Origin of the sequence: Rhizobium vallis (assembly GCF_003985155.1) — a bacterium.
GTDB classification, from domain to species: Bacteria; Pseudomonadota; Alphaproteobacteria; order Rhizobiales; family Rhizobiaceae; genus Rhizobium; species Rhizobium vallis.
On sequence record NZ_ML133706.1, the window covers coordinates 30155 to 49973 of the forward strand.

Genomic DNA, 19819 nt, shown 5'->3' on the forward strand with positions numbered 1-19819 from the left:
GTCGTTCCTTATTTGTCGAGAATGGTCTTGCGGGCGCTGATCGTGCGGCCGCCATTGGGAGAAAAGAGATAGAGCTCGCGCGCATCGAGCTTCAGCGCCACCTTCTGGCCGGCGGCAAAGGGCGCGACGTAGGAGAGCTGCGCGGTGATGTTGCCGGTGCCGCTTTCCGAGGCGATGGTGCGGAGATTGCCGGCATCGACATAGAGAATGGTCTCGCGGCCGAGATGCTCGACGAGGCGCACCTCGCCATGTACGGCCCCCTCCCCACTGCCCTCGGCGACCACGGCGATTGCCTCCGGCCGCACGCCGAGCGTCAGCTCAGCGCCTTTCGCAAGTGTTGCCGGCTGGGCAAGCTCCACCGTCAGCGGAGCAAGGCCGGGCGCGGAAACGGTGATGCTGAGGCCGGAGACGGCATCGACGGTGACGCCGAGGAAATTCATGCGCGGCGCGCCGAGAAAGCCGGCGACGAAGAGATTGTCCGGATTGCGGTAAAGCTCCAGCGGCGAGCCGACCTGCTCGATGATCCCCTGGTTCAACACGACGATGCGGCTTGCCATGGTCATCGCCTCCACCTGGTCGTGGGTGACATAGACCATGGTGGCGCCAAGCTCGGCATGCAGGCTGCTGAGTTCCACGCGCATCTGCGTGCGCAGCGCCGCATCGAGATTGGACAGCGGCTCGTCGAACAGGAAGACCTCGGGCGAGCGGGTGATCGCCCGGCCGATCGCCACGCGCTGCCGCTGCCCGCCGGAAAGCTGCTTCGGCCGCTTTTCCAGCTGGTCGGTGATGCGAAGGATCTTGGCGGCGCGGGCGACCGCCGCATCGATCTCCGCCTTCGGGCGCTTCGCCATTCTGAGGCCAAAGCCCATATTCTCCGCCACCGTCATATGCGGATAGAGCGCATAGGACTGGAACACCATGGCGATGCCGCGCTCGCCCGGTTCCTTCAGGCTGACATCGCGGCCGTTGATGAGGATCTGGCCTGAAGAGATCGCCTCCAGCCCGGCGATCGATTTCAACAGCGTGGACTTGCCGCAGCCCGAAGGCCCGACCATGACGATGAACTCGCCCTGCGCCACGGAAAGATCGATGCCGCGCAGCGCATGATAGGCGCCGTAATTTTTGTTGATCTCGCGGAGTTCGAGACTGGTCATATCCTGGCCCTCTCTTGTTGAAACGGAAGACGCTTGCTCATCCCTTCACCGCGCCCATGGTGAGGCCGGCGATGAAATGCCGCTGCATCAGGAAGAACATCACGACGGGCGGCACGGCGACGACGATGGTGCCTGCGGAAATCAGGTTCCAGGCTGAAACCCACTCGCCGCGCAGATTGGCTAGGCCCGCCGTGACAGGCTTGACGCTGTCGCTGACAGTCAGCACCACGGCCCAGAAATAATCGTTCCAGACGAAGGTGAAGATCAGGATGGCAAGGGCGGCCAGCGCCGGCCGCACCAGCGGGATCACCACATGGATGAGCGTCTGGAAGGGAGACGCCCCTTCGGCGCGCGCTGCCTGGAACAGCTCGTCGGGAAGTGCCGCGATGAAATTGCGCATGAAGAGCGTGGCAAAGCCCGTCTGGAAGGCGACGTGGAAGATGATCAGCGCCGCCGTCGTATCGATCAGGTCGAGCCGCACCATCAGGTCGCGCACCGGGATCATCATGATCTGGTGCGGCAGGAAATTGCCGCCGACGAAGAGCGCGAAGATCAGCATGTTGCCGCGAAAGCGGTAGCGCGACAGCACGAAGCCGGCGAGCGTCGACATGACAAGCACGCCGATGACCGAGGGAATGGTGATCGTCAGGCTGTTGAGGAAATAGCGCGCCATCGGCGTGTCGGTGAAGACGGCCCGGTAATTGTCGATGACGCCGATCTCCGTCGGCCAGCCCCAGAGATTGCCGCCCATCACGTCAGCCGTCGAGCGGAAGGAGGTAAGCACGATCGCAAAGAGTGGGCAGAGCCAGAGGAGGAGCACGATGACGACGGCAAGCACATAGAGGCGGCGCTGCCAGATCGCGGTTTCCGGAATGGGACGTGGATACATCAGCCTCCCCTCTCTTCGCTGCGGATGATGTGGGTGAGATACCAGGCGATGAAGACGGCCATGATCACGAAGAGCACCGAGGCGATCGCCGCGCCGTAGCCGAAGCGGTAGGAAAAGATCGACTGCTCGTACATCTGGTAGGCAAGCACCGAGGAGGAGCCGAACGGCCCGCCCGCCGTCATCACCGAGATCATGTCGAAGGAGCGCAGTGCGCCGACAACCGTCACGGCAATGGCGATGAAGGTGACCTGGGTCAGCTGCGGCAGCACGATATGGCGCAGCATGTTCCAGCCCCTCGCCCCATCGACCCGGCCCGCCCCGATCAGCTCTTCGCTCAGATTGTTGAGGCCGGCGAGATAGAGCACCATGCAGAAGGTGATCTGCGGCCAGAGGGCTGCGATGACGATCGCGAAAGTGACGAAATGCTCGTCGGAAAGTACCGCCGGCGCCACCGCCCCGAAAGCCCGGAAGATCAACGCCAGCAGCCCGAACTCCGGCGTATAGACCCAGGTGAAGACGACGCCGACCGTCACCGAAGCAAGCACCAGCGGAATGAAGAACAGCGATTTCAGGAAGCGCATGCCCTGAATTTTCTGGTTGACCAGGAGCGCGATGGCGAGCCCGATCGGCGGTGCCGCCATGAACATCACGAGCCAGATCAGATTGTTCTTCAGTGACACGTAGAATTGCGGATCGCTGTAGAGCTCGACGTAATTGCCAAGCCCGACCCACACCATCGGCCCAAAGCCATCCCACTCATGAAAGCTGATCCAGACGCTCCTGACCGCCGACAGCAGGATGACGGTGAAGAATAGCAGGATCGCCGGCGCGATGAGCAAAACCGGGGTAAGCCACCACCGCTGGCGGCGCCATAATGTCTGCATGTCGAGAACCTCACTTGCGACTGGACTGCCCCTCATCCGGCTGCCGCCACCTTCTCCCCGCTCGCGGGGCGAAGGGACCATGACGCAACCTCTCCGTCCCCCGCACACGTCAAGCAGGGCACGTCCCCTCTCCCCGTTTTTACGGGGAGAGGGTTAGGGTGAGGGGCATCTTCAGATGCGCGTTCGCCGATGATCAGATCTTGTAAATCCGCTTCCGCGTCCCCTCGAGGCGCGTGAGGATGGCCTTGCGCCGCTCGGGCTTGGCCATGAACTCCTGGAAGCCGACGAGGCCGGCCTGGGCCATGTCGGGATCGCTGTCGCGGTCGTAATATTGCGAGGCGCCCTGCACCGTTTTCAGGGTCTCCACTGCGACGTTGACGAGCGGGTCCTTGCTTGGCGGCAGATCGTGGCGCGGCGGCACGTTGCCGCCCGGCTCCATATAGATCGCCAGGTTCTCCGGCTTGTAGAAATAGGCGAGGAAATCGCGCGCGCCCTGCTTGTTCTTCGCCTTGGCCGGAATATGGACCGAATTGACCGAGAATTCCTCGAAATGGCCGATCTTCGGGTCGAGCACCGGGAAGGTCGCATAGGTCAGCTGCGGCATATCCTCTTCGGTGAAGGCCGAGCGCAGGAAGGCGCCGAGGTTCATCATGCCGGCCTTCTTCTGTGCGAGCAGCGCTGCGGCCTCCTGCCAGCCGAAGGACGTATGGTTCGGCGTGAAGAAGCCCTTTGAAATCATCGCTTCCCACTGGTCGAAGACGGGGGTCAGCGCCGGATCGAGATAGCTCATCTCGCCGTTCATCAGCGCCATGTGCCTGTCGAGCCCGTTGATGCGCAGGTTCATCTGGTCGAACCAGCCGGCCGCCGGCCACAATTCCTTGGTGCCGATCGCCACCGGGGTGATCCCGGCCGCCTTGCACTTGTCGCCATAGGCGAGGAACTCGTCAGCCGTCTTCGGCACGGTCAGCCCATATTGATCGAACACATCCTTGCGGTAGAACATGCCCCAGAGCGTGCCGCCTGTCGGAAGGCCGTATTGCTTGCCGTCATCGGTGACGGCGCCGGCCGTCGCCCCCAGCACGTCCTTGTATTTCTCCTTCTCGAAGAGATCGGAAATATCGTCGAACAGGCCGCGCTTGACGAAAGCGCGCATGCGGTTTCCCGAAAACCAGAAGCAGATATCGGGCGCGCCGGCGACGAGATAGTTGCGGATCGCCGTCTTGTGCGCCTCGTGGTCCATATTGTTGATGATGACGTTGACGCCGGCTTCCTTGCCGAAATTGGCGGCGATCGTCTTCAGCGCATCGAGTGCGGCGGCGTTGTTTTCGGACGAAATGATCGTCACGTCCTGCGCCTGCGCGATCGCCGGGATCGGAAAGCTGCCCACCGCTGTCGTCGTGATCGCGGCTGCGGAAACCACGCCCGCCCCTTTCAGGAAGCGCCTGCGTGTGGTTGCCGGAAATTGCTTCGAAAATGCCATCGAATTCCTCCCAGTTGATCGATCAACATCGCCTGGCGAGCCGCCTCCTCCTGAAGCGTGCTCGCAGGCATTCAACGTGCCGATCCGTTCATGATCTCAGGCGTATAATCCGCTTGGCTCAGTTGATCGACGGCCGAACTTATGCATAGATCGAAACGACCCGCAATAATTAATTTACAAAATTAAGGAATGCATCGTGAAGCTCAAAGGCGACCAGACCACGGCCAGAGCCATGAACCGACGCCTCATTCTCAACCTTCTCCGCCGCGAAGGGCCGAGGAGCCGCGCCGATATCGCGACGGTGATTGGCCTCAGCCCCGCCGCCGTCACCTTCGTCGTTTCAGACCTGCTGGAGGAAGGCATCGTCACCGAGGGCAAGGCCGTTCCCGGCCCGGCCGGCCGCCGGCCGATCCCCGTCGAGATCAATTACGAGCATTCGCTCGCCGTCGGTTTCAAGCTGATGGTGGATTCGGTGGAATGCGTGGCGACCGATCTCGCCACCAATCCCGTCGCCGCCATGCGCGTCGGCCTCTCGGGCCACGATCCGGATGTGGTCGCCGACCTCTTGGCGGCCACCGTGCCCGAACTGGTGAAGCTCGCCGGCCGGCCGAAAGCCAGGCTCGCCGGCATCGGCATCTCCATGCCCGGCGTCATCAACCACGAGCAGACCGCCTGCGTACGCAGCCACCGCTTTAAATGGGATAACGTCCCCCTCGCCGCGCTGGTCGCAAGCCGCGTCCACGTGCCGGTCTGGCTGGAGGACGATACCAACGCCTATGCCATCGCCCAGCAGCTCTTCGGCCTCGGCCGCCAGCACCGCAACATGGCCGTGCTTGCCGTCGGTGTCGGCATCAGCTGCGCCCTCGTCATCGACGGCAAGCTCTATCGCGGCGCAAACGGTGCCGCCGGCAAATTCGGCCACACGCTCTACGAAGAAAACGGCCGCCTCTGCGAATGCGGCAAGCGCGGCTGCCTGATGGCCTATCACTCCGAGCTCTCGATGCTGCGCCGCTGGCGCGAGGCAACCGGCAGCAGTGAGGAACTCGGCCTGCCCCAACTCTGCGAAGCGCTCGCATCAGGCGACACTACCGCCACCGCCCTCGTCGCCGATTCCGGCCGCGGCATCGGCACCGCCCTCGCCAACCTCGTCAACATCACCGACCCCGAAGTCATCGTCGCCGGCGGCGAAGCCGTCTCCCTCGGCGACGCTTTCCTCACGCCGCTCCGCGAAGCCCTTTCCGCCCGCACCTTCCGCACCGCCCCACCGCTCCTGCCCGACTGGGAAGACAACTCCTGGGCAAGGGGGGCCGCTGCGCTGGTCACCCAGAAGATATTCGATTTCGAGTCATCGGGCGGGGTGACGGATATCGCGACGCTCGGTGTGAGAGGCTCGACCTCGGCGGCTTGAGGTGTGGGAGAACGGCGGGATCGCCCTTGCCTGGACAGGTCCTGCCGTGCAGCCCCCTCATCCGCCTGCCGGCACCTTCTCCCCGAGGGGAGAAGAGACTTGTGGCACCGCCGAATATACATTCAACCAACCACGGTAGACGTAAGGCGAGGCATCGCCGCGAGTCTCTTCTCCCCGGCGGGGAGAAGGTGCCGGCAGGCGGATGAGGGGGCTGCGGCTACCGTCGAATGCTGTATCGGCATTTCAACATCGGCATAGATGGAGAGTTCAGCCCGGCGCACCGCTCCCCGTAGCCCGGTTGCATTTCGCGCCCACGCGACTACCTTTCATACGAAGCCGCTCTCCCCTCAGCGGCAAACAGAAACGACCGTGAGCAAGCCATGTGCCGAAACATAAAACCTCTGTTCAATTTCGATCCGCCAGCGACGGACGACGAGATTCATGATGCCGCGCTGCAGTTCGTGCGGAAACTCAGCGGAACGACCAAGCCGGCGAAGCGCAATGAGGCCGCGTTCGAACGCGCGGTCAGTTCGATCGCTGCCTGCGCCCGCGAACTGCTCGATTCACTCGAGACCTCTCAGCCGCCTCGCGATCGCGAGGAAGAAGCGGCGAAGGCGCGCGCGAGAAACGCCATCCGGTTCGCGTAAGTCTCATGAGAGATCTCACTCAGGTCTCTCGCTACACTTGCTTACAAAAAAGCGGGTTTCCAGACACATCCCTGGTTCAATCATCGACTGAAATGGCGATGCGGCCGATGAGCCGACAGATGGTCAATTCAGGAAAGATGACACTATGAAAACGATCCAGGTTATCGCGCTCGCCCTCGCTCTCGGCACTGCCGCTGCAGCGCATGCAGAGCAGCCGCTGCAGCGCACCGATCTCGTGGAGAACGATATCGACGTGCCCGGCCACGAAGCCGTTCAAGTGCGCGTCGATTTCGCGCCGGGCGTTCTCGCGCCCAACCACTCGCATCCCGGCGAAGAGATCGCCTTCGTCATCGAGGGCACGCTGGAATATCAGCTCGAAGGCAGGGAGCCGGTGACGCTTCATGCCGGCCAGTCCCTGTTCATTCCCTCCGGCACCGTCCACTCGGCCAAAAACGTCGGCAGCGGCAAGGCTTCGGAACTGGCGACCTATATCGTGCGCAAGGGTGAGCCCCTGGTGGTGCTGGCGAAGTAGGGTTGCTTGGGGTGGCGTTGCTGGCGCGTCAAGTGTTTGGTGTGCCGTGCCGCCCCCTCATCCGCCTGCCGGCACCTTCTCCCCGCTGGGGAGAAGAGACTAGCTGCAGCGTCGAATATGAACACAACCAAAGGCGGCAGATAGAAAGCGAGACGCCGCCACGAATCTCTTCTCCCCAGCGGGGAGAAGGTGGCGGCAGCCGGATGAGGGGGCTGCACGGTAAGCCGTTAGCTAACGTCCTTCCCTCATGCTCCGGCAGTAAGACTGATTACACCCTCACCTTCACTAAACCGCCCAGACAACACCCTCAAAACTCATCCCACTGCCCACTCGCCAGCGCCGCATTGCCCTGCGTCTGATACGCCCTGCCGACCTTGGCCCTCAGATCGCGCGCGGGAGAACCGGTCTCCGCAGGCCTCGCCTGCGCCGGTCTGCGAACTGCGGCCGTCTTCTCGATGTTGAATTCCTGCAGCATGTCGGCGATCCGGGCAATCTCGCGCACCAGCGCGTGGCTTGCGGCGGTGGATTCCTCCACCATGGCGGCGTTCTTCTGGGTGCCCTGATCCATGGCGTTGACGGCCGTGTTGATCTCGGCGAGCGCGGTCGCCTGTTCGCGTGCGGCTTCGACGATCGAGCCGATATGGCGGTCGATCTCCTTGACCTCGTCGGCGATGACGGTCAGCGCCTCGCCGGTTTCGCCGACCAACGAAACGCCGGTCTTCACATGCTCGCCCGAGGCGTTGATCAGCGCCTTGATCTCCTTTGCCGCCTTGGCCGAGCGCTGGGCAAGCTCGCGCACCTCCTGGGCGACGACGGCAAATCCCTTGCCGGCTTCGCCGGCGCGCGCGGCCTCGACGCCGGCGTTGAGCGCCAGCAGGTTGGTCTGGAAGGCGATCTCGTCGATGACGCCGATGATGCTGGATATTTCGCGCGAGGAACTGTCGATCGCGCCCATGGCGGTGACCGCCCGCTCGACGATCCGGCCGGACAGTTCAGCGCCGGTGCGCGCCTTTGCGACCAGCTGGCCCGCCTCTTCCGCGCGCCGGCTGGAATCCTTGACCGTGGTGGTGATCTCTTCGAGTGCGGCCGCCGTCTCCTCGATCGAGGCGGCCTGCTGCTCGGTGCGCCTGGCGAGATCGTCGGCAGCCGAGCGGATCTCCTGCGCCCCGGCGTTGATCTGCCCGGCGGCGGAATCGATCTCGCGGATCGTGCCCGTCAATTGCTCGAGCGCGTGGTTGAAATCGTCGCGCAGTCGATGGTAGGCCTCGGGCAGCTCATCGGTGATGCGGTAGCTGATATCCTTGGCTGCGATGGCGGCCATCGCCTTGCCGAAGCAATCGCTCACCAGCTTCTGTTCGCTGGCGATCGCGTCCGCCTGCGCCTTCTGCTTGGCGATTTCGGCCTCGTCGATGTAGACCGAGATGGCGAGATCCATATCGAGCATCGCGGCCTTGACGAGGCTTGCCAGCGCCTTGCCGAACTCCGCCGGCTTCATGGTCTTGCGGGAAAACATCCCCTGCGGGAACATCTCCTCGACCGCACTCCGGATCAGATGATCGACGATGATGGCGTAGCCGCCGATATACCATCTCGGCTCCAGGCCGATGCGGGCGTGCACGGTGCCGATGGTGCGGACCTTGCCGACATAATCCTCGCTGAAATTGCCGTCCGATATATTGGCCCAATGCCCCATCTGGGCGCCCTTGGCCCGGGCGATGTGCTCATCGGAGGAAAAGAAGCGCTTGACCTCCGGGCTGCCGCGCAGCTGCGCATAGAACTTGTCGAGCCCATGCGGCAATTCCCGCTCGATCAGGGCTTTCAGCGACCGGATGCCGGCGCGCCCTTCATTGTCGAGCCCCATGAATTCGAGGCGACGGTCGATATTCTGGCTTCGCGAGGCAGCATCGGCCTGCCCGGAAGCGGCGCGCTGATGAGAGTGCTGACCGGTATGAGCCTGAGAATTGTTCTGCATTGATGCCCCCTTGGAAACAGAATTCGGCAAACGATGCGGGCGGGAACCTGTCCCTGAAGTCCTTGTTTCTGCAACCTGTCATGCAGTCCCCGCCCGTCGGCTGAGATCGAATTGGGGGCCGCATGGTTTCCGAAAGGTAAATGGTCTCGATAGGCCACACCTATTCGGCGCAGACTGGATAGAGGTGCGAATTTCGGACATCGCCTCGGCGCAAGACTTCCGCTACAAGGGATGGTCGTCCGACCGGATGCTACAGGAGGCTGCACATGGGCCTGTCAGACATCCGCGAGCGGATTGCCGCAGCAGGCGTCGAGCCAGTCGACGACCTACCTCCACCATCCTGCTAAGATCCAGCTACTTTATCAGGCCGGGAGACTTCCCGCGTGGCAGACAGAACGCTGGCCTGGGAGCATTGTCCATCCAGGTCACATACTGCTCAAAGGATGGGATGAGCCTGAGCTTGACGGCCGTGGCATAGCAATCGTCGAGATTGCGTTTGCTCTTGAAGCATCCGTTAACGGATTGGATTTTGCCGGAAACGTCAGGCTCCACGTACTCGCCGAACAGACCATCCGGAATCCCGTGCTGGCGCAACTCCTCCCCGAACTGCTTTTCATCCTTTCGGGAATATATCGCCAGCGCGATAATATGGTTGCCCAGTTGCTCGACCATGAGGTCTCTACTGGGCGGGAAGTAGGACGGCGGGATAATCGATGTCGAGCTGATAGCATAATAAAGCGCGGTGAGTGCTGCAGCGTTCCCTTTGCGCGCCTCTTTCCAGACCGCTTTCCAGGCTTGCGCACAATCATCCTGGCGCAAAAATCTCCCCATCTCGTTTTCCCAAGCCGCCGGTTTTTCTTCACTCGCAGTGGCGATTACGGGAAATGAGAGAACGAGACCGGTAAATAACAGGAATGAAACAATTGGCCGGATCAAAAAACCACGAATGAATCTGCGCATGATAATTTCTACTCCCCCAATAAAATCTCTAATTGCACAATTGGGAGTCATAGAAGACTTTATGTTCTTGCTGCGGCGAAACTTGCCGGTCCCGATCTAATTCCGAAGTGCTCCCCCAGCCACGAGAAAACCACCACCTCCCCGTGTCATCCCCTTGCCGCGCACCCGGCTGCCACCTATCCTCCGGATAGCGGTCGCGCGCCCCAAGTCAGGGGCTGCTTTTGGGGAACCGCAAGGGATGACGATGCTTCGCATATTGACCGGATTTTTCAGCCTTCTTCTGTTGTCCTGCCTCGACTCGCCGGCCCTTGCCGCGGATAAATTCTGCCCACAAAGGGAAACGATCCTCGCTTTCAGCGACATCGTGCTTGCCGATACTGCAGGTTTGCCGCCGGCGGTTACCGACAAGTATGGCGCCGAGGCTGCCTATCTCAAGATTCGCTATACGCCGCTCGCGGACCAGGAAACCCGCGATTTGCTATCAACCTTGCTCCAGCGGAATCTCAAAGCCGTCGCGGTGAACGATCTCGTGGCCGCGTGGTACATCCACAGCATGGGGTATAAGAGGCTCCGTGATGCACTTGGCGTCGAGGAATTTGATCGCACGGTATCATACCTTGGCATATCCGGCATCCGCGCGCTGCTGCTGCAGGAAGGCGGCGCAGACATTCTGATGAAGCGGTTCGCCGTTGTGCCGTTCCATACGGCAATCGAGATGAACAGCGCATTCAACAACGGTCACGGCGTCGTCACCGCGTCCATCATCGATCAGCCGGACGAGTTCAAGGAGAAAATCGTCCAGGCGGCGGACGCTCACGGCTTGCCCGTTATCGCCGGCTATGTCGCCGCCAGCGAAAACAATCCCCGGGCGTGGGACGCCTTTGTGGCGCGAGGCACGTCAACGGAAAGCCCAGGCCTGATGCGGATGCGCGCCAACTTCGTGCGGGCCGTGGTCGGCCATCCCAAGCTTGACCGCGCACCAAATGAGCGCGACACGCACTATGACATGCTGATGGCCAGGGCTCTCCAGCCTGAGGAGAGTTTTCTGAGCCATTTGTACGTCCTTACCGACCTTGATGCCGAACCGATCGATCCCATCGCTCAAAAGCTGACACAGCAAATTCGAAGCGGTGCGATCAGGAGAAACGGCACGATGGACGCCGGGTGGCTGTTTGGCTATCGAGAAGCTATCGATGTTTTCGGGCAATCAAAGCTCGTGCCCGCTCTTCAGAAACGAACCTATTACGGCAGACGCTACGTCAGATCATCAGATGCCCTCACCATCCAGGATGTCATCGACCGAATGCTTGCTGTCGAGGCTTTGCAGCCTTACGTTACGGGGAAGATCGATGCCGTGCCGCCCCTACCCGACGACGTCTCCGACAAGATGAGGGCCGACTGGCCGCGCTGGACGGAGATGGCCGGAAAGGTCCGCAACGGCGGCGCCTCGCCTATCCTTGCCGCCGACCCCGCGACCTTCGGCATCGTGACGGAACTTCTATTCGCCAAAGCGGACCAGGAGGCTCTGCGGGCCTTCGTCCGCCGGGCCCCAACCGGCGAAGCTCGTATCTCCGTCGCCAATGACTTCGCCATCCGCCTTGACCGTGCCTGCGCCTCCTACCTCTACTATCCCACCGAGGCTGGCACGCTTGACGGTCAATCGATCTTCAAATTCGATACAGAGTAAGAGGCGATAAAGACAGCGCATCATTGCCGATTTGGACAGTCCGTTTAGGAGCCTCAGACGATGAAAACCGCCATCATATTCGACTGTGAATTTCTCTGCCTCGAAGGCTCGCAGCGCCGGTTCTGGTGCGCGGCGCATGATCCCGATCCCGTCATTGCTCAGATCGGCGCCGTCAGGCTCGGTCTCGAAGGCGAATTCCCGATCCTCGATACGCATAAATCCTATATCAAGGCGGTCGACCGCTTCGGCAGGCGGTATCCGCTCGATCGCTACTTCACCGATCTCACCGGCATTACCGAGGAGGATATCGAGGCTCATGGCGTGGCCTTGAAGGATGCGCTTTCCGCTGTCGACAGCTTCTCGGGCGGCGCCCGCTTCTGGTCCTGGGGGAAGGACGAGATGAACATGGTGGCGATCAGCTGCTATGTCGCCGGCATAGAGCCGCCCATCCCGGCCCAACGTTTCGACAATGCGGTCAAGCTGCTCCTTGCCGCAGGCATGCCGATCGAGGATCTGGCAAAAACGCCAAGCAGCAAGCTCGCCGACTACTACGGCATCGAGCACCCTCCGTTGAGAGGCCATGACGGGCTCGATGACGCCCTGTCGATATCCTACACGCTGCAGCACCTGATGAGGATCGGGAAGCTGCACCCCAAGGCCTTCGACCGGTTCTGAGGGCGAACACCGAGCGCGAAGCAGTGCCCGGCCAAACGCTGGGCACTGCGCTTTAAGCCTTTGTTTTGCGCATGTGGTTATCGCAAAAGCGCGCACACTTTTGCGCGACATGCTCTGGGCGGCAGCCTTACTTCTGCTGCTGCGCCGGCGGCGGGGTGCCGATCTTTTCCAGGACCTTCTTGGCGAGAGCCGGGTCGCTCTGGGCGGCCGTCAGGATCGACGAATATTCCTCGACGGAAATGTTGTTCGAGGCTTGGACGGTGTCGACCATCTGCTTCTTGGCTTCCTCCTGCAGCTTTTGCTTCGTCGCATCGTCCTTCGTCGCGTCGATCTTGGCCGAATATTCCTGCCGGACCTTGTCCACCTGCAGATAGGCGACGGCAAAGGCTTCGAGCTTCTGATCGCTGACGGGCGCGGCCGCACCGCCGCCCTGTCCCTGCATCGGCGCCTGGCCCTGTGCCGGCGGCTGCGCTTGTGCCGGCTGCTGCTGGGCCGATGCCGGGCTGAAGGCAAGCAGGCTGAACACCGCGGCGGTCATCGTTGCGAGGGATGTGTAACGAGTGATCATTTTCATTCCTTTTCCGGTGATTTCGGTCGATCGCTCAGCCCTTGAAAGGCTGGCGAGGCCGCGACGATGAAGCCTGAAAAGGGCGCGATGCGGCGATAGCGGGGCCATTTGCTGACGATTGAGCGGCGGCTTTGTGACCGCCGCCCCGAATTCAGCGCGCAAATTTCCTTGCCCCGGCCACGCAGAGAATGACGGCGACCGTCACGCCAAGCATCGCCCACGTCACCGGCTCGTGCAGCAGCGTGGCGGCGAGCGCCAGGCCGAAGAAGGGCTGGAGCAGCTGCAGCTGGCCGACGGCAGCGATGCCGCCCTGCGAGAGGCCGCGATACCAGAAGATGAAGCCGATCAGCATGGAGAACAGCGAGACATAGGCAAGGCCCGCGAGCGCCGGCATCTCGATCCCGGCGAAACTCGCCGGCCGGTAAAGGAACGCGACCGCGATCATCACAGGCAGCGACAGCACCAGCGCCCAGGAGATCACCTGCCAGCCGCCGAGCGTGCGCGACAGCCTGCCGCCCTCGGCATAACCGAGGCCGCAGACGAGGATCGCCGCCAGCATCAAGAGGTCGCCGACCGGCGAGGCCGTCAGCCCTTGCATCAGGGCGAAACCCGCCACCAGCGCGCTGCCGAGAATGGAGAAAATCCAGAAAGCCGGCTTCGGCCGTTCGCCGCCGCGGATCACTGCGAAGCTCGCCGTGGCAAGCGGCAGCAGGCCGACGAATACGATCGAATGGGCCGATGTGACGTGCTGCAGCGCCAGTGCCGTCAGCAGCGGAAAACCAACCACGACGCCGAGTGCCACGACGGCAAGGGAGAGGATTTCGCGCCCGGTCGGCCGTCTCTGCCGGAAGACGAGCAGCAGGCAGAGCGCCAGCAGCCCGGCGATCGCCGCGCGCGCCACGGTAAGGAAAACGGGATCGAACTGCGCCACCGCCACGCGGGTCGCCGGCAGCGAGCCGCTGAAGATCACCACCCCGATCAAACCATTGATCCATCCTGCCGTCATACGTTCCATGATGCGCCGCACTTCCTTCCAACTGCATGCCGGGTGAGCGGCATGCATAAAAACAATAACCTAAGGCGCGTTACCTGAATCAGATTCCGAGGAACGCGCCATCCATCCTTATCCGCCAATGCCGATAGCCATGACAGGGACGGTCTGATACGATTTCGCAAAACTGTTATGATGCAGAAAGCAGTACAGATGAACGAAGAGAGCGCAGCACGCACGCGTGTCGAGATGGTGATGGCGACGATCCGGCAGCGCATTGCCGGGCGCAGCCTGACGCCGGGCGCAAGGCTGCCCTCGGTGCGGAGCCTCGCAGCCAGCATGAAGCTCTCGACCTCTACCGTCGTCGATGCCTATGAGCGCCTGGTCGCCGAGGGCGCGATCCTTTCAAGGCCGGGCTCGGGCTTCTACGTCGCCAATCAAGCGGCACCCTTCGCGCTCGCCGAAGCTGGGCCGAAACTCGACCGCGCCGTTGATCCCTTCTGGATCTCGCGGCAATCGCTGGAGGCCGATGTATCAGACCTGAAGCCCGGCTGCGGCTGGCTGCCGCCCTCCTGGCTGCCCGGGGAAAGCATGCGCCGGGCGCTCCGGACGCTTGCCCGCGCCGACGGCCCGGCACTTGCCGATTACGGCTCGCCGCTCGGCCTGCCGCCCTTGCGCCAGCTGATTTCGCGGCGCATGGGCGAACGCGGCATCGAGGCCTCGCCGGATCAGATCCTGCTTGCCGACTCCGGCACCCAGGCGATCGACCTACTCTGCCGCTTCCTGCTCGAACCCGGCGATACCGTGCTGGTCGACGATCCCTGCTATTTCAATTTCCATGCACTCCTGCGCGCCCACCGGGCAAAGATCGTCGGTGTGCCCTATACGCCTTCGGGCCCCGATCTCGAGCGTTTCGCCGAGGTCGTCGCCGAGCATCGGCCACGGCTCTACATCACCAACTCGGCCATCCACAATCCAACAGGCGCCACGCTCTCCCCGGTCACGGCCCACCGCGTCCTCAAACTCGCCGACCAGTTCGACTTGACCATCATCGAGGACGATATCTTCGCCGATTTCGAACAGACGCCGGCCCCGCGCCTTGCCGCCTTCGATGGGCTCGAGCGCGTCATCCACATCGGCAGCTTCTCCAAGACGCTCTCGGCTTCGGCCCGCTGCGGCTTCGTCGCCGCCAAACCCGAATGGATCGACGGCCTCACCGACCTCAAGATCGCCACCTCCTTCGGCGGCGGCCGGATGACGGCCGAGCTGGTGCTGAATGCCTTAAGCGACGGCAGCTACCGCAAACACATGGAAACACTGCGGCAGCGGCTCGCCCGCACAATGGGCGAGGTCTCGGCCCGGCTGAAGGGCCTCGGCATCACCCCCTGGCTGGAGCCCCAGGCCGGCATGTTCCTCTGGTGCCGCCTGCCTGACGGCATCGATGCGACTGACGTGGCGCGGGCGGCATTGGAAAAGCGGATCGTGCTGGCCCCGGGCAATGCCTTCAGCCTCTCGCAATCGGCGACGAATTTCATGCGGTTCAACGTGTCGCAGACGCTGGATCCGAGAGTGTTCGAGGTGTTGGAGGATGTGTTGAGAAAGACCGCACGATAAAGCTTACGCGCTGGATCTCTACAAAGACGCAAAGACATCAGAACGACCGAAAGGTCATGCCGAGTGGCACCCCCCTCTGCCCTGCCGGGCATCTCCCCCACAGGTGGGGAGATCACAAGTGGCTTACGCTTCCTACCCATCTACCGTTTCGCCGTGCTGCAACGTTGATTACTTGGGGAAACCCGTGCGCCCAGCCGATCTCTCCCCTTGTGGGGGAGATGGCCGGCAGGCCAGAGGGGGGTGTCACACGGCACGCCGGCACGGGAATCAGCCAACGCCCCTGTTGCGAACGCGGCATTCTCCAACGTCCCTCATCCTCGTACGCTGTGTGCATCTAAGGACGAGATCTTTCGGGCTCCGCCCCCCATCAATACGACCGGTTGACCGCTCTGTCGTTCTCCAGCCGCGTGACGCAGCCTTCCAGCTTGGCGAGCAGCAGGTCGAAGTCGAGCGGCTTGGTCAGATAGTCCGCTGCGCCGCCTCGGAGACCCGCGAGCGTGTTTTCGCGGTCGGTCAGTGCGGTCAGCAGGATGAAAGGGACGTTGGAGAATTGCGGGTGGTTCATCTGGATTTCCGCCAGCAGTTGATGTCGCTGACGACGATGTCGGGCCATTTCGACAGGATCATTTCTAAGCCCTCTGCGCCGTTTGCAGCCTCGAGCGTCCTGTCTACTGTGGAACTTCAGCATAGCGGATGATGCTCTGATTTTGGACGTTGGCGACCAATTCATCAGAGCGAGACAAAAATCGACGGAGCAAAGGTGAGGAATTTGAATCGTTGTATCCTAAGGTGAGATCAATTGTCGGAGGCACACCCTCAAGTGCTCTGGCAACGACATTTGGCGTCAGCATATTTTGCGCATAAAGCGGAATAAGCGTTATTCCGCCTGTAGACACGACGAGCGACATTGCTGATGGCAGGCCTTCGCCTTCGTACTCTGCCTTGAGTGTGATCCCAACGTTCGAGGCGTAATCTTGGATCACGGATTGCAGTACGGGAGAAATTCTAGCCGAACTGACGTAAGTTTCGCGGGCAAGGTCCTGCGGCTGGATCTTTTTGCGCGACGTCAAGCGATGGTCCGCCGGCAGCACGGCGATCAGTGGCTCCTTGGCTAAAAATTTGAAGGACACACCAACACTCTGCGTCTCGGGGCGAAGGAAAGCGACGTCCAGCTTGCCTCGCATCAGTGCCAGAGCAAGGTCCGGGGAAGACTGACTGGACAATATGATCTCAACCTCCGGCGCTTCCTCACGAATAATGCGCAATGCATGGGGTAGCCACACGACCTCTTGCCCTGCGAGAAAACCGATAGTGAACGACTGCTTTTCCGGCCGTTCTGCCCGCCGGGCCCCTTCCGCAGCCGCCTCGACTTGCAATAACGCCAGCCGCGCGTGATCAAGAAACACTTTGCCGGCGGCGGTGAGCGTCACGCCGCGCGACTGCCGTTCCAATAGTTTTACACCGACTTCGGTTTCCAGATCGCGAATTTGCCTGCTGAGTGAGGGCTGGGACGTGTGAAGCCGCCGCTCTGCTGCGGTCAGTAAGCTTCCCTCCTCCGCAACAGCAACAAAATAGCGCAAATGCCTCAGTTCCATCGGGCCCTCGCTATACCTTCAAGGCATAGCTCGAACGTACAAGGTATTTGTCTGCGATAAAAGAGGGATTTAATTAACGTCGCAATTTCGGGGTATAGTCGAACGCGCCTCGCCGGAGTATTTCGCAAACAACTCTGTCCAATCGGAGAGGGGACGCTAAATGTCCAAAAGCCTATCGCAGTAGCGCGTGGATGAATGGCTCTAATTGATTAATTATGATCTTCAAATGAATGCTTAACAGCGAAAATGGAGCGACGCGATGCCTACAATAACCACCACGGACGGCGTAAACATCTTCTACAAGGACTGGGGCTCAGGCCAGCCGATCGTTTTCAGCCACGGCTGGCCGCTGTCGGCGGACGACTGGGACGCCCAGATGACCTTCTTCCTTCACCACGGCTACCGGGTGATCGCCCACGACCGGCGCGGCCACGGCCGATCCGACCAGCCCGGCACCGGCAACGACATGGACCACTGGGTTGCCGACCTCGCGGCCCTGACCGAGCACCTAAACCTGCGCGACGCGATCCACATCGGCCACTCCACGGGTGGCGGTGAGGTGGCTCGCTATGTCGCCCGCCACCAAGAGCGCGTCGCGAAGGCGGTACTGGTCGCTTCCCTGACGCCGAACATGTACCGGAGCGAGGAAAACCCGTCCGGTCAGCCGCCGGAGTGGTTCGAAGCGATCCGCGCGGGCGTGCTGGGCAACCGGTCGCAGTTCTTCCGGTTCGTCCCTGAGAACCCGTTCTACGGTTACAACCTCGATGGGGCGAAGCCTTCGGAGGCGATCATTGCGAACTGGTGGCGCCAGGGCATGGCCGGTGGTGCCCTGGCTCACTACGCGACTGTCGACTCTTGGCTGGAAGATTATACCGAAGACCTCAAGAAGATCACCGTGCCGGTGCTGGTGATGCATGGCGAGGCCGATCAAGTCGTCCCCTTTGCAAGCTCCGTGCCGCGTGCGGTCGACCTGCTCAAGAACGGGTCGCTGAAGACCTATCCGGGCTACCCCCATGGCATGCTGACCACACATGCAGATGTCCTCAACCCCGACCTGCTCTCGTTCATCAGGTCTTGACGACATCGACCGGACCGCGGCCTTCACCCAACGTCGGCCGCACGATCTGTCACCCGGCAGTGCCGGGTGACACCTGTCGCCATCGACAGGCCAGCATGGCTGGCGTTGCTGCCGTCTTTGAGTTTTATTGCGCTCAGCTCGATGGCAGCTTTTGGGACACTGACCATAGTGTCTGAACGGCTGAAATGAAGGTGCAAAGCCGCCATCTCCTTCGACAACGAAAAAGTCCCCTTAGGGCCGACAGGAACCTTTAGGACGGTAAGGACAACGTGGTGATGGAACACCGGTTACCGAAGGGTCATCCTTCCATTCATTGAACGCAGAAGCGCCCCCTCGTCCCTCGCCCTCAGGATGAGGCTCTCTCGGCCGCCGGCGCTCGGAGTAAATTCGCCTGTACGTTCAATAATTGCATGAGCACACGCACGCATTTAGCCGCGCGGCTACTCCCCTTACCGGGCGAAAGCCTCAAACGGGTTGTCGTGGGTCAGGCGCATCAGCGTCCCATCATCCACGCCCCGCCGTTTCAGCTCGGGCAATAAGACCGTCGAAAGGTGCGTGTACGGCTTGGGTGTCCCGCCCATCGGCAGCGCCGGATCGAACCAGCCCCGATCATGGCTCAGCAATAGGCGGTCGCCGCAGCCTGCCTCCAGCGCCTTGATCACCAGCTCGGCTACCTCGTCATCCCCGGCGCGGCCGACATGGTCATACTCGATCCAGGCGCCCCGCTCGGCAACGGCGACATTTAAGGCGAAGTCCTTTTCTTCCTGCGTGTGGATCGAGATGAACCTGTCGGCCCGATAGCCCTCGGCCTCGATGACATCGAGCTGATCCATGACGACCCGCCCCTTGATCGTGTGGCTGCCGATGACCGCGCCCGTCTGCGCCGCGGCGCGCGCGGCTGCCCGCAGGATTTTCGTCTCGAGCGCCGTCATGTCATCGTCGCCGGCGCTGAGCTTGATCCAGCCTGCCTGGAACCCGGTCTCGCCGATCTCATCCGTCAGCTCGCGCAGCATCCACGCCTCCAGCTGCTTTTCGGAAGCATGGCGGACCCATTCGGGAATCCAGGGCTCGCGGTAATTGCCTGTCGGAACGACGATCGGAAAATCCGTCGCAAGCGACACGGCAAGATCGATATCCGCACGGCGTCCGACGCCGCCGGTCGAGCATTCGACCAGGGCGGTCACTCCAAGCTTCTTGATCTTCTCGATTTCCGGCGCCATCAGCCGAACGACGTCTTCGGTGTTGGCTTCGGCATAACCTGGCTGGTCGGGTGTCCTGAGATCGACGAAGACGTGCTCGTGCGGCAGGATCATCCCAAGCTCGGATTTGCTCTTGAGCCCGAGCGTCGTGCGCAGATGTTTCAAAGTCTTCTCCCCCACCGACACAGCCTCGACACTGCCGCGAAACTAGATCGTCGGGTGGCGAAATCAATCGCTCGCCGGAAGATAGCGGCGGAGTAATTGCGTTCTGATTCCATTTGGCGGGCCTTCGATCATCATCTTTGGCCGCAAGGCACTCCGACCAGCTGAGGTGCGATCCGCAGCATCGCCTCGAATGGCGTGCCGCGTGGCCCCCTCATCCGCCTGCCGGCACCTTCTTGGATAAGAAAAATGTAGGATACTGACGCTTGCCGGGCGGGTGGCCGCCCGCCCGGCAGCTGGTTGTCGGATCGTCACCTTCTTAGC

The 19819-nt window shown here is 61.8% G+C and carries 18 protein-coding genes and 1 pseudogene; 7 read left to right on the top strand and 12 right to left on the bottom strand.

Going from position 1 to position 19819, the window contains the following annotated elements; all coding sequences use genetic code 11:
- Positions 1–8: 8 nt before the first annotated feature.
- From EFQ99_RS32410 to EFQ99_RS32425, 4 genes are all read right to left on the bottom strand, one after another.
- A complete protein-coding gene (locus tag EFQ99_RS32410; RefSeq protein WP_126925071.1) occupies positions 9–1154 on the bottom strand; it encodes an ABC transporter ATP-binding protein in 1146 nt (381 codons plus the stop codon).
- Positions 1155–1191: 37 nt separating this feature from the next.
- Positions 1192–2043, bottom strand: coding sequence for a carbohydrate ABC transporter permease (locus EFQ99_RS32415; RefSeq protein WP_126925072.1), 852 nt, complete (start codon positions 2041–2043; stop codon positions 1192–1194).
- Positions 2043–2927, bottom strand: a complete 885-nt coding sequence (locus EFQ99_RS32420) for a carbohydrate ABC transporter permease (RefSeq protein ID WP_126925073.1) — start codon at positions 2925–2927, stop codon at positions 2043–2045. Before EFQ99_RS32420 ends, EFQ99_RS32415 begins: the two co-directional genes overlap by 1 nt.
- A gap of 193 nt (positions 2928–3120) precedes the next feature.
- A complete protein-coding gene (locus EFQ99_RS32425) occupies positions 3121–4407 on the bottom strand; it encodes an ABC transporter substrate-binding protein (protein WP_126925074.1) in 1287 nt (428 codons plus the stop codon).
- A gap of 196 nt (positions 4408–4603) precedes the next feature.
- Here EFQ99_RS32425 and EFQ99_RS32430 point away from each other — a divergent pair, with 196 nt between their 5' ends.
- The 3 genes from EFQ99_RS32430 (at position 4604) to EFQ99_RS32440 (ending at position 6994) form a co-directional block, all read left to right on the top strand.
- Positions 4604–5815, top strand: coding sequence for an ROK family protein (locus EFQ99_RS32430; protein WP_126925075.1), 1212 nt, complete (start codon positions 4604–4606; stop codon positions 5813–5815).
- 380 nt (positions 5816–6195) lie between these two features.
- The gene (locus tag EFQ99_RS32435) at positions 6196–6462 is read left to right on the top strand and encodes a DUF2277 domain-containing protein (RefSeq protein ID WP_126925076.1); all 267 of its coding nucleotides are present in this window, start codon (positions 6196–6198) and stop codon (positions 6460–6462) included.
- A gap of 145 nt (positions 6463–6607) precedes the next feature.
- Positions 6608–6994: a cupin domain-containing protein gene (locus EFQ99_RS32440; protein WP_126925077.1), complete on the top strand. Its 387-nt coding sequence runs from the start codon at positions 6608–6610 to the stop codon at positions 6992–6994.
- 307 nt (positions 6995–7301) lie between these two features.
- Here the strand turns inward: EFQ99_RS32440 and EFQ99_RS32450 are convergent, their stop codons facing one another.
- A complete protein-coding gene (locus EFQ99_RS32450) occupies positions 7302–8966 on the bottom strand; it encodes a globin-coupled sensor protein (protein ID WP_126925079.1) in 1665 nt (554 codons plus the stop codon).
- A 354-nt stretch (positions 8967–9320) separates the two neighbouring features.
- Positions 9321–9926 (bottom strand): hypothetical protein, encoded by a 606-nt coding sequence (locus tag EFQ99_RS32455; RefSeq protein ID WP_126925080.1) that lies wholly within the window; start codon positions 9924–9926, stop codon positions 9321–9323.
- 154 nt (positions 9927–10080) lie between these two features.
- Between EFQ99_RS32455 and EFQ99_RS32460 the strand changes: the two genes are divergently transcribed.
- Together EFQ99_RS32460 and EFQ99_RS32465 are read left to right on the top strand one after the other, a co-directional pair.
- Positions 10081–11613, top strand: coding sequence for a hypothetical protein (locus tag EFQ99_RS32460; protein WP_126925081.1), 1533 nt, complete (start codon positions 10081–10083; stop codon positions 11611–11613).
- A 60-nt stretch (positions 11614–11673) separates the two neighbouring features.
- Entirely contained in the window at positions 11674–12288 is a 615-nt protein-coding gene (locus EFQ99_RS32465) for a 3'-5' exonuclease (RefSeq protein ID WP_126925082.1), read from the top strand.
- 127 nt (positions 12289–12415) lie between these two features.
- On the opposite strand, the gene EFQ99_RS32470 is transcribed toward EFQ99_RS32465, so the two are convergent.
- Together EFQ99_RS32470 and EFQ99_RS32475 are read right to left on the bottom strand one after the other, a co-directional pair.
- A complete protein-coding gene (locus EFQ99_RS32470) occupies positions 12416–12856 on the bottom strand; it encodes a DUF4168 domain-containing protein (RefSeq protein ID WP_126925090.1) in 441 nt (146 codons plus the stop codon).
- A gap of 151 nt (positions 12857–13007) precedes the next feature.
- Complete coding sequence (locus EFQ99_RS32475; protein WP_126925083.1) at positions 13008–13871, bottom strand: DMT family transporter; 864 nt, start codon at positions 13869–13871, stop codon at positions 13008–13010.
- A 168-nt stretch (positions 13872–14039) separates the two neighbouring features.
- On the opposite strand from EFQ99_RS32475, the gene EFQ99_RS32480 reads away from it, so the two are divergent.
- Positions 14040–15461 carry an aminotransferase-like domain-containing protein gene (locus EFQ99_RS32480; protein WP_126925084.1) on the top strand — a complete coding sequence of 474 codons (1422 nt, stop codon included), beginning with the start codon at positions 14040–14042 and terminating at the stop codon, positions 15459–15461.
- A gap of 367 nt (positions 15462–15828) precedes the next feature.
- Here EFQ99_RS32480 and EFQ99_RS32490 read toward each other — a convergent pair.
- Together EFQ99_RS32490 and EFQ99_RS32495 are read right to left on the bottom strand one after the other, a co-directional pair.
- Positions 15829–16127: pseudogene (locus tag EFQ99_RS32490) on the bottom strand (response regulator); the annotation flags it as partial.
- A gap of 2 nt (positions 16128–16129) precedes the next feature.
- Positions 16130–17056: a LysR family transcriptional regulator gene (locus EFQ99_RS32495; RefSeq protein WP_126925085.1), complete on the bottom strand. Its 927-nt coding sequence runs from the start codon at positions 17054–17056 to the stop codon at positions 16130–16132.
- Between the two features lie 259 nt (positions 17057–17315).
- Between EFQ99_RS32495 and EFQ99_RS32500 the strand changes: the two genes are divergently transcribed.
- A complete protein-coding gene (locus EFQ99_RS32500) occupies positions 17316–18134 on the top strand; it encodes an alpha/beta fold hydrolase (RefSeq protein WP_126925086.1) in 819 nt (272 codons plus the stop codon).
- Between the two features lie 23 nt (positions 18135–18157).
- Here EFQ99_RS32500 and EFQ99_RS32505 read toward each other — a convergent pair whose 3' ends face one another.
- Positions 18158–18352 (bottom strand): hypothetical protein, encoded by a 195-nt coding sequence (locus EFQ99_RS32505; protein ID WP_126925087.1) that lies wholly within the window; start codon positions 18350–18352, stop codon positions 18158–18160.
- 231 nt (positions 18353–18583) lie between these two features.
- Positions 18584–19498 (bottom strand): phosphotriesterase family protein, encoded by a 915-nt coding sequence (locus tag EFQ99_RS32510; protein WP_126925088.1) that lies wholly within the window; start codon positions 19496–19498, stop codon positions 18584–18586.
- Between the last annotated feature and the right edge of the window lie 321 nt (positions 19499–19819).

Bases quoted from the DNA above. Each gene is read 5' to 3' on its own strand.
- EFQ99_RS32410 (WP_126925071.1), bottom strand. From the start codon at position 1,154: ATGACCAGTCTCGAACTCCGCGAGATCAACAAAAATTACGGCGCCTAT.
- EFQ99_RS32415 (WP_126925072.1), bottom strand. From the start codon at position 2,043: ATGTATCCACGTCCCATTCCGGAAACCGCGATCTGGCAGCGCCGCCTC.
- EFQ99_RS32420 (WP_126925073.1), bottom strand. From the start codon at position 2,927: ATGCAGACATTATGGCGCCGCCAGCGGTGGTGGCTTACCCCGGTTTTG.
- EFQ99_RS32425 (WP_126925074.1), bottom strand. From the start codon at position 4,407: ATGGCATTTTCGAAGCAATTTCCGGCAACCACACGCAGGCGCTTCCTG.
- EFQ99_RS32435 (WP_126925076.1), top strand. From the start codon at position 6,196: ATGTGCCGAAACATAAAACCTCTGTTCAATTTCGATCCGCCAGCGACG.
- EFQ99_RS32440 (WP_126925077.1), top strand. From the start codon at position 6,608: ATGAAAACGATCCAGGTTATCGCGCTCGCCCTCGCTCTCGGCACTGCC.
- EFQ99_RS32450 (WP_126925079.1), bottom strand. From the start codon at position 8,966: ATGCAGAACAATTCTCAGGCTCATACCGGTCAGCACTCTCATCAGCGC.
- EFQ99_RS32455 (WP_126925080.1), bottom strand. From the start codon at position 9,926: ATGCGCAGATTCATTCGTGGTTTTTTGATCCGGCCAATTGTTTCATTC.
- EFQ99_RS32465 (WP_126925082.1), top strand. From the start codon at position 11,674: ATGAAAACCGCCATCATATTCGACTGTGAATTTCTCTGCCTCGAAGGC.
- EFQ99_RS32470 (WP_126925090.1), bottom strand. From the start codon at position 12,856: ATGATCACTCGTTACACATCCCTCGCAACGATGACCGCCGCGGTGTTC.
- EFQ99_RS32475 (WP_126925083.1), bottom strand. From the start codon at position 13,871: ATGGAACGTATGACGGCAGGATGGATCAATGGTTTGATCGGGGTGGTG.
- EFQ99_RS32480 (WP_126925084.1), top strand. From the start codon at position 14,040: ATGATGCAGAAAGCAGTACAGATGAACGAAGAGAGCGCAGCACGCACG.
- EFQ99_RS32495 (WP_126925085.1), bottom strand. From the start codon at position 17,056: ATGGAACTGAGGCATTTGCGCTATTTTGTTGCTGTTGCGGAGGAGGGA.
- EFQ99_RS32500 (WP_126925086.1), top strand. From the start codon at position 17,316: ATGCCTACAATAACCACCACGGACGGCGTAAACATCTTCTACAAGGAC.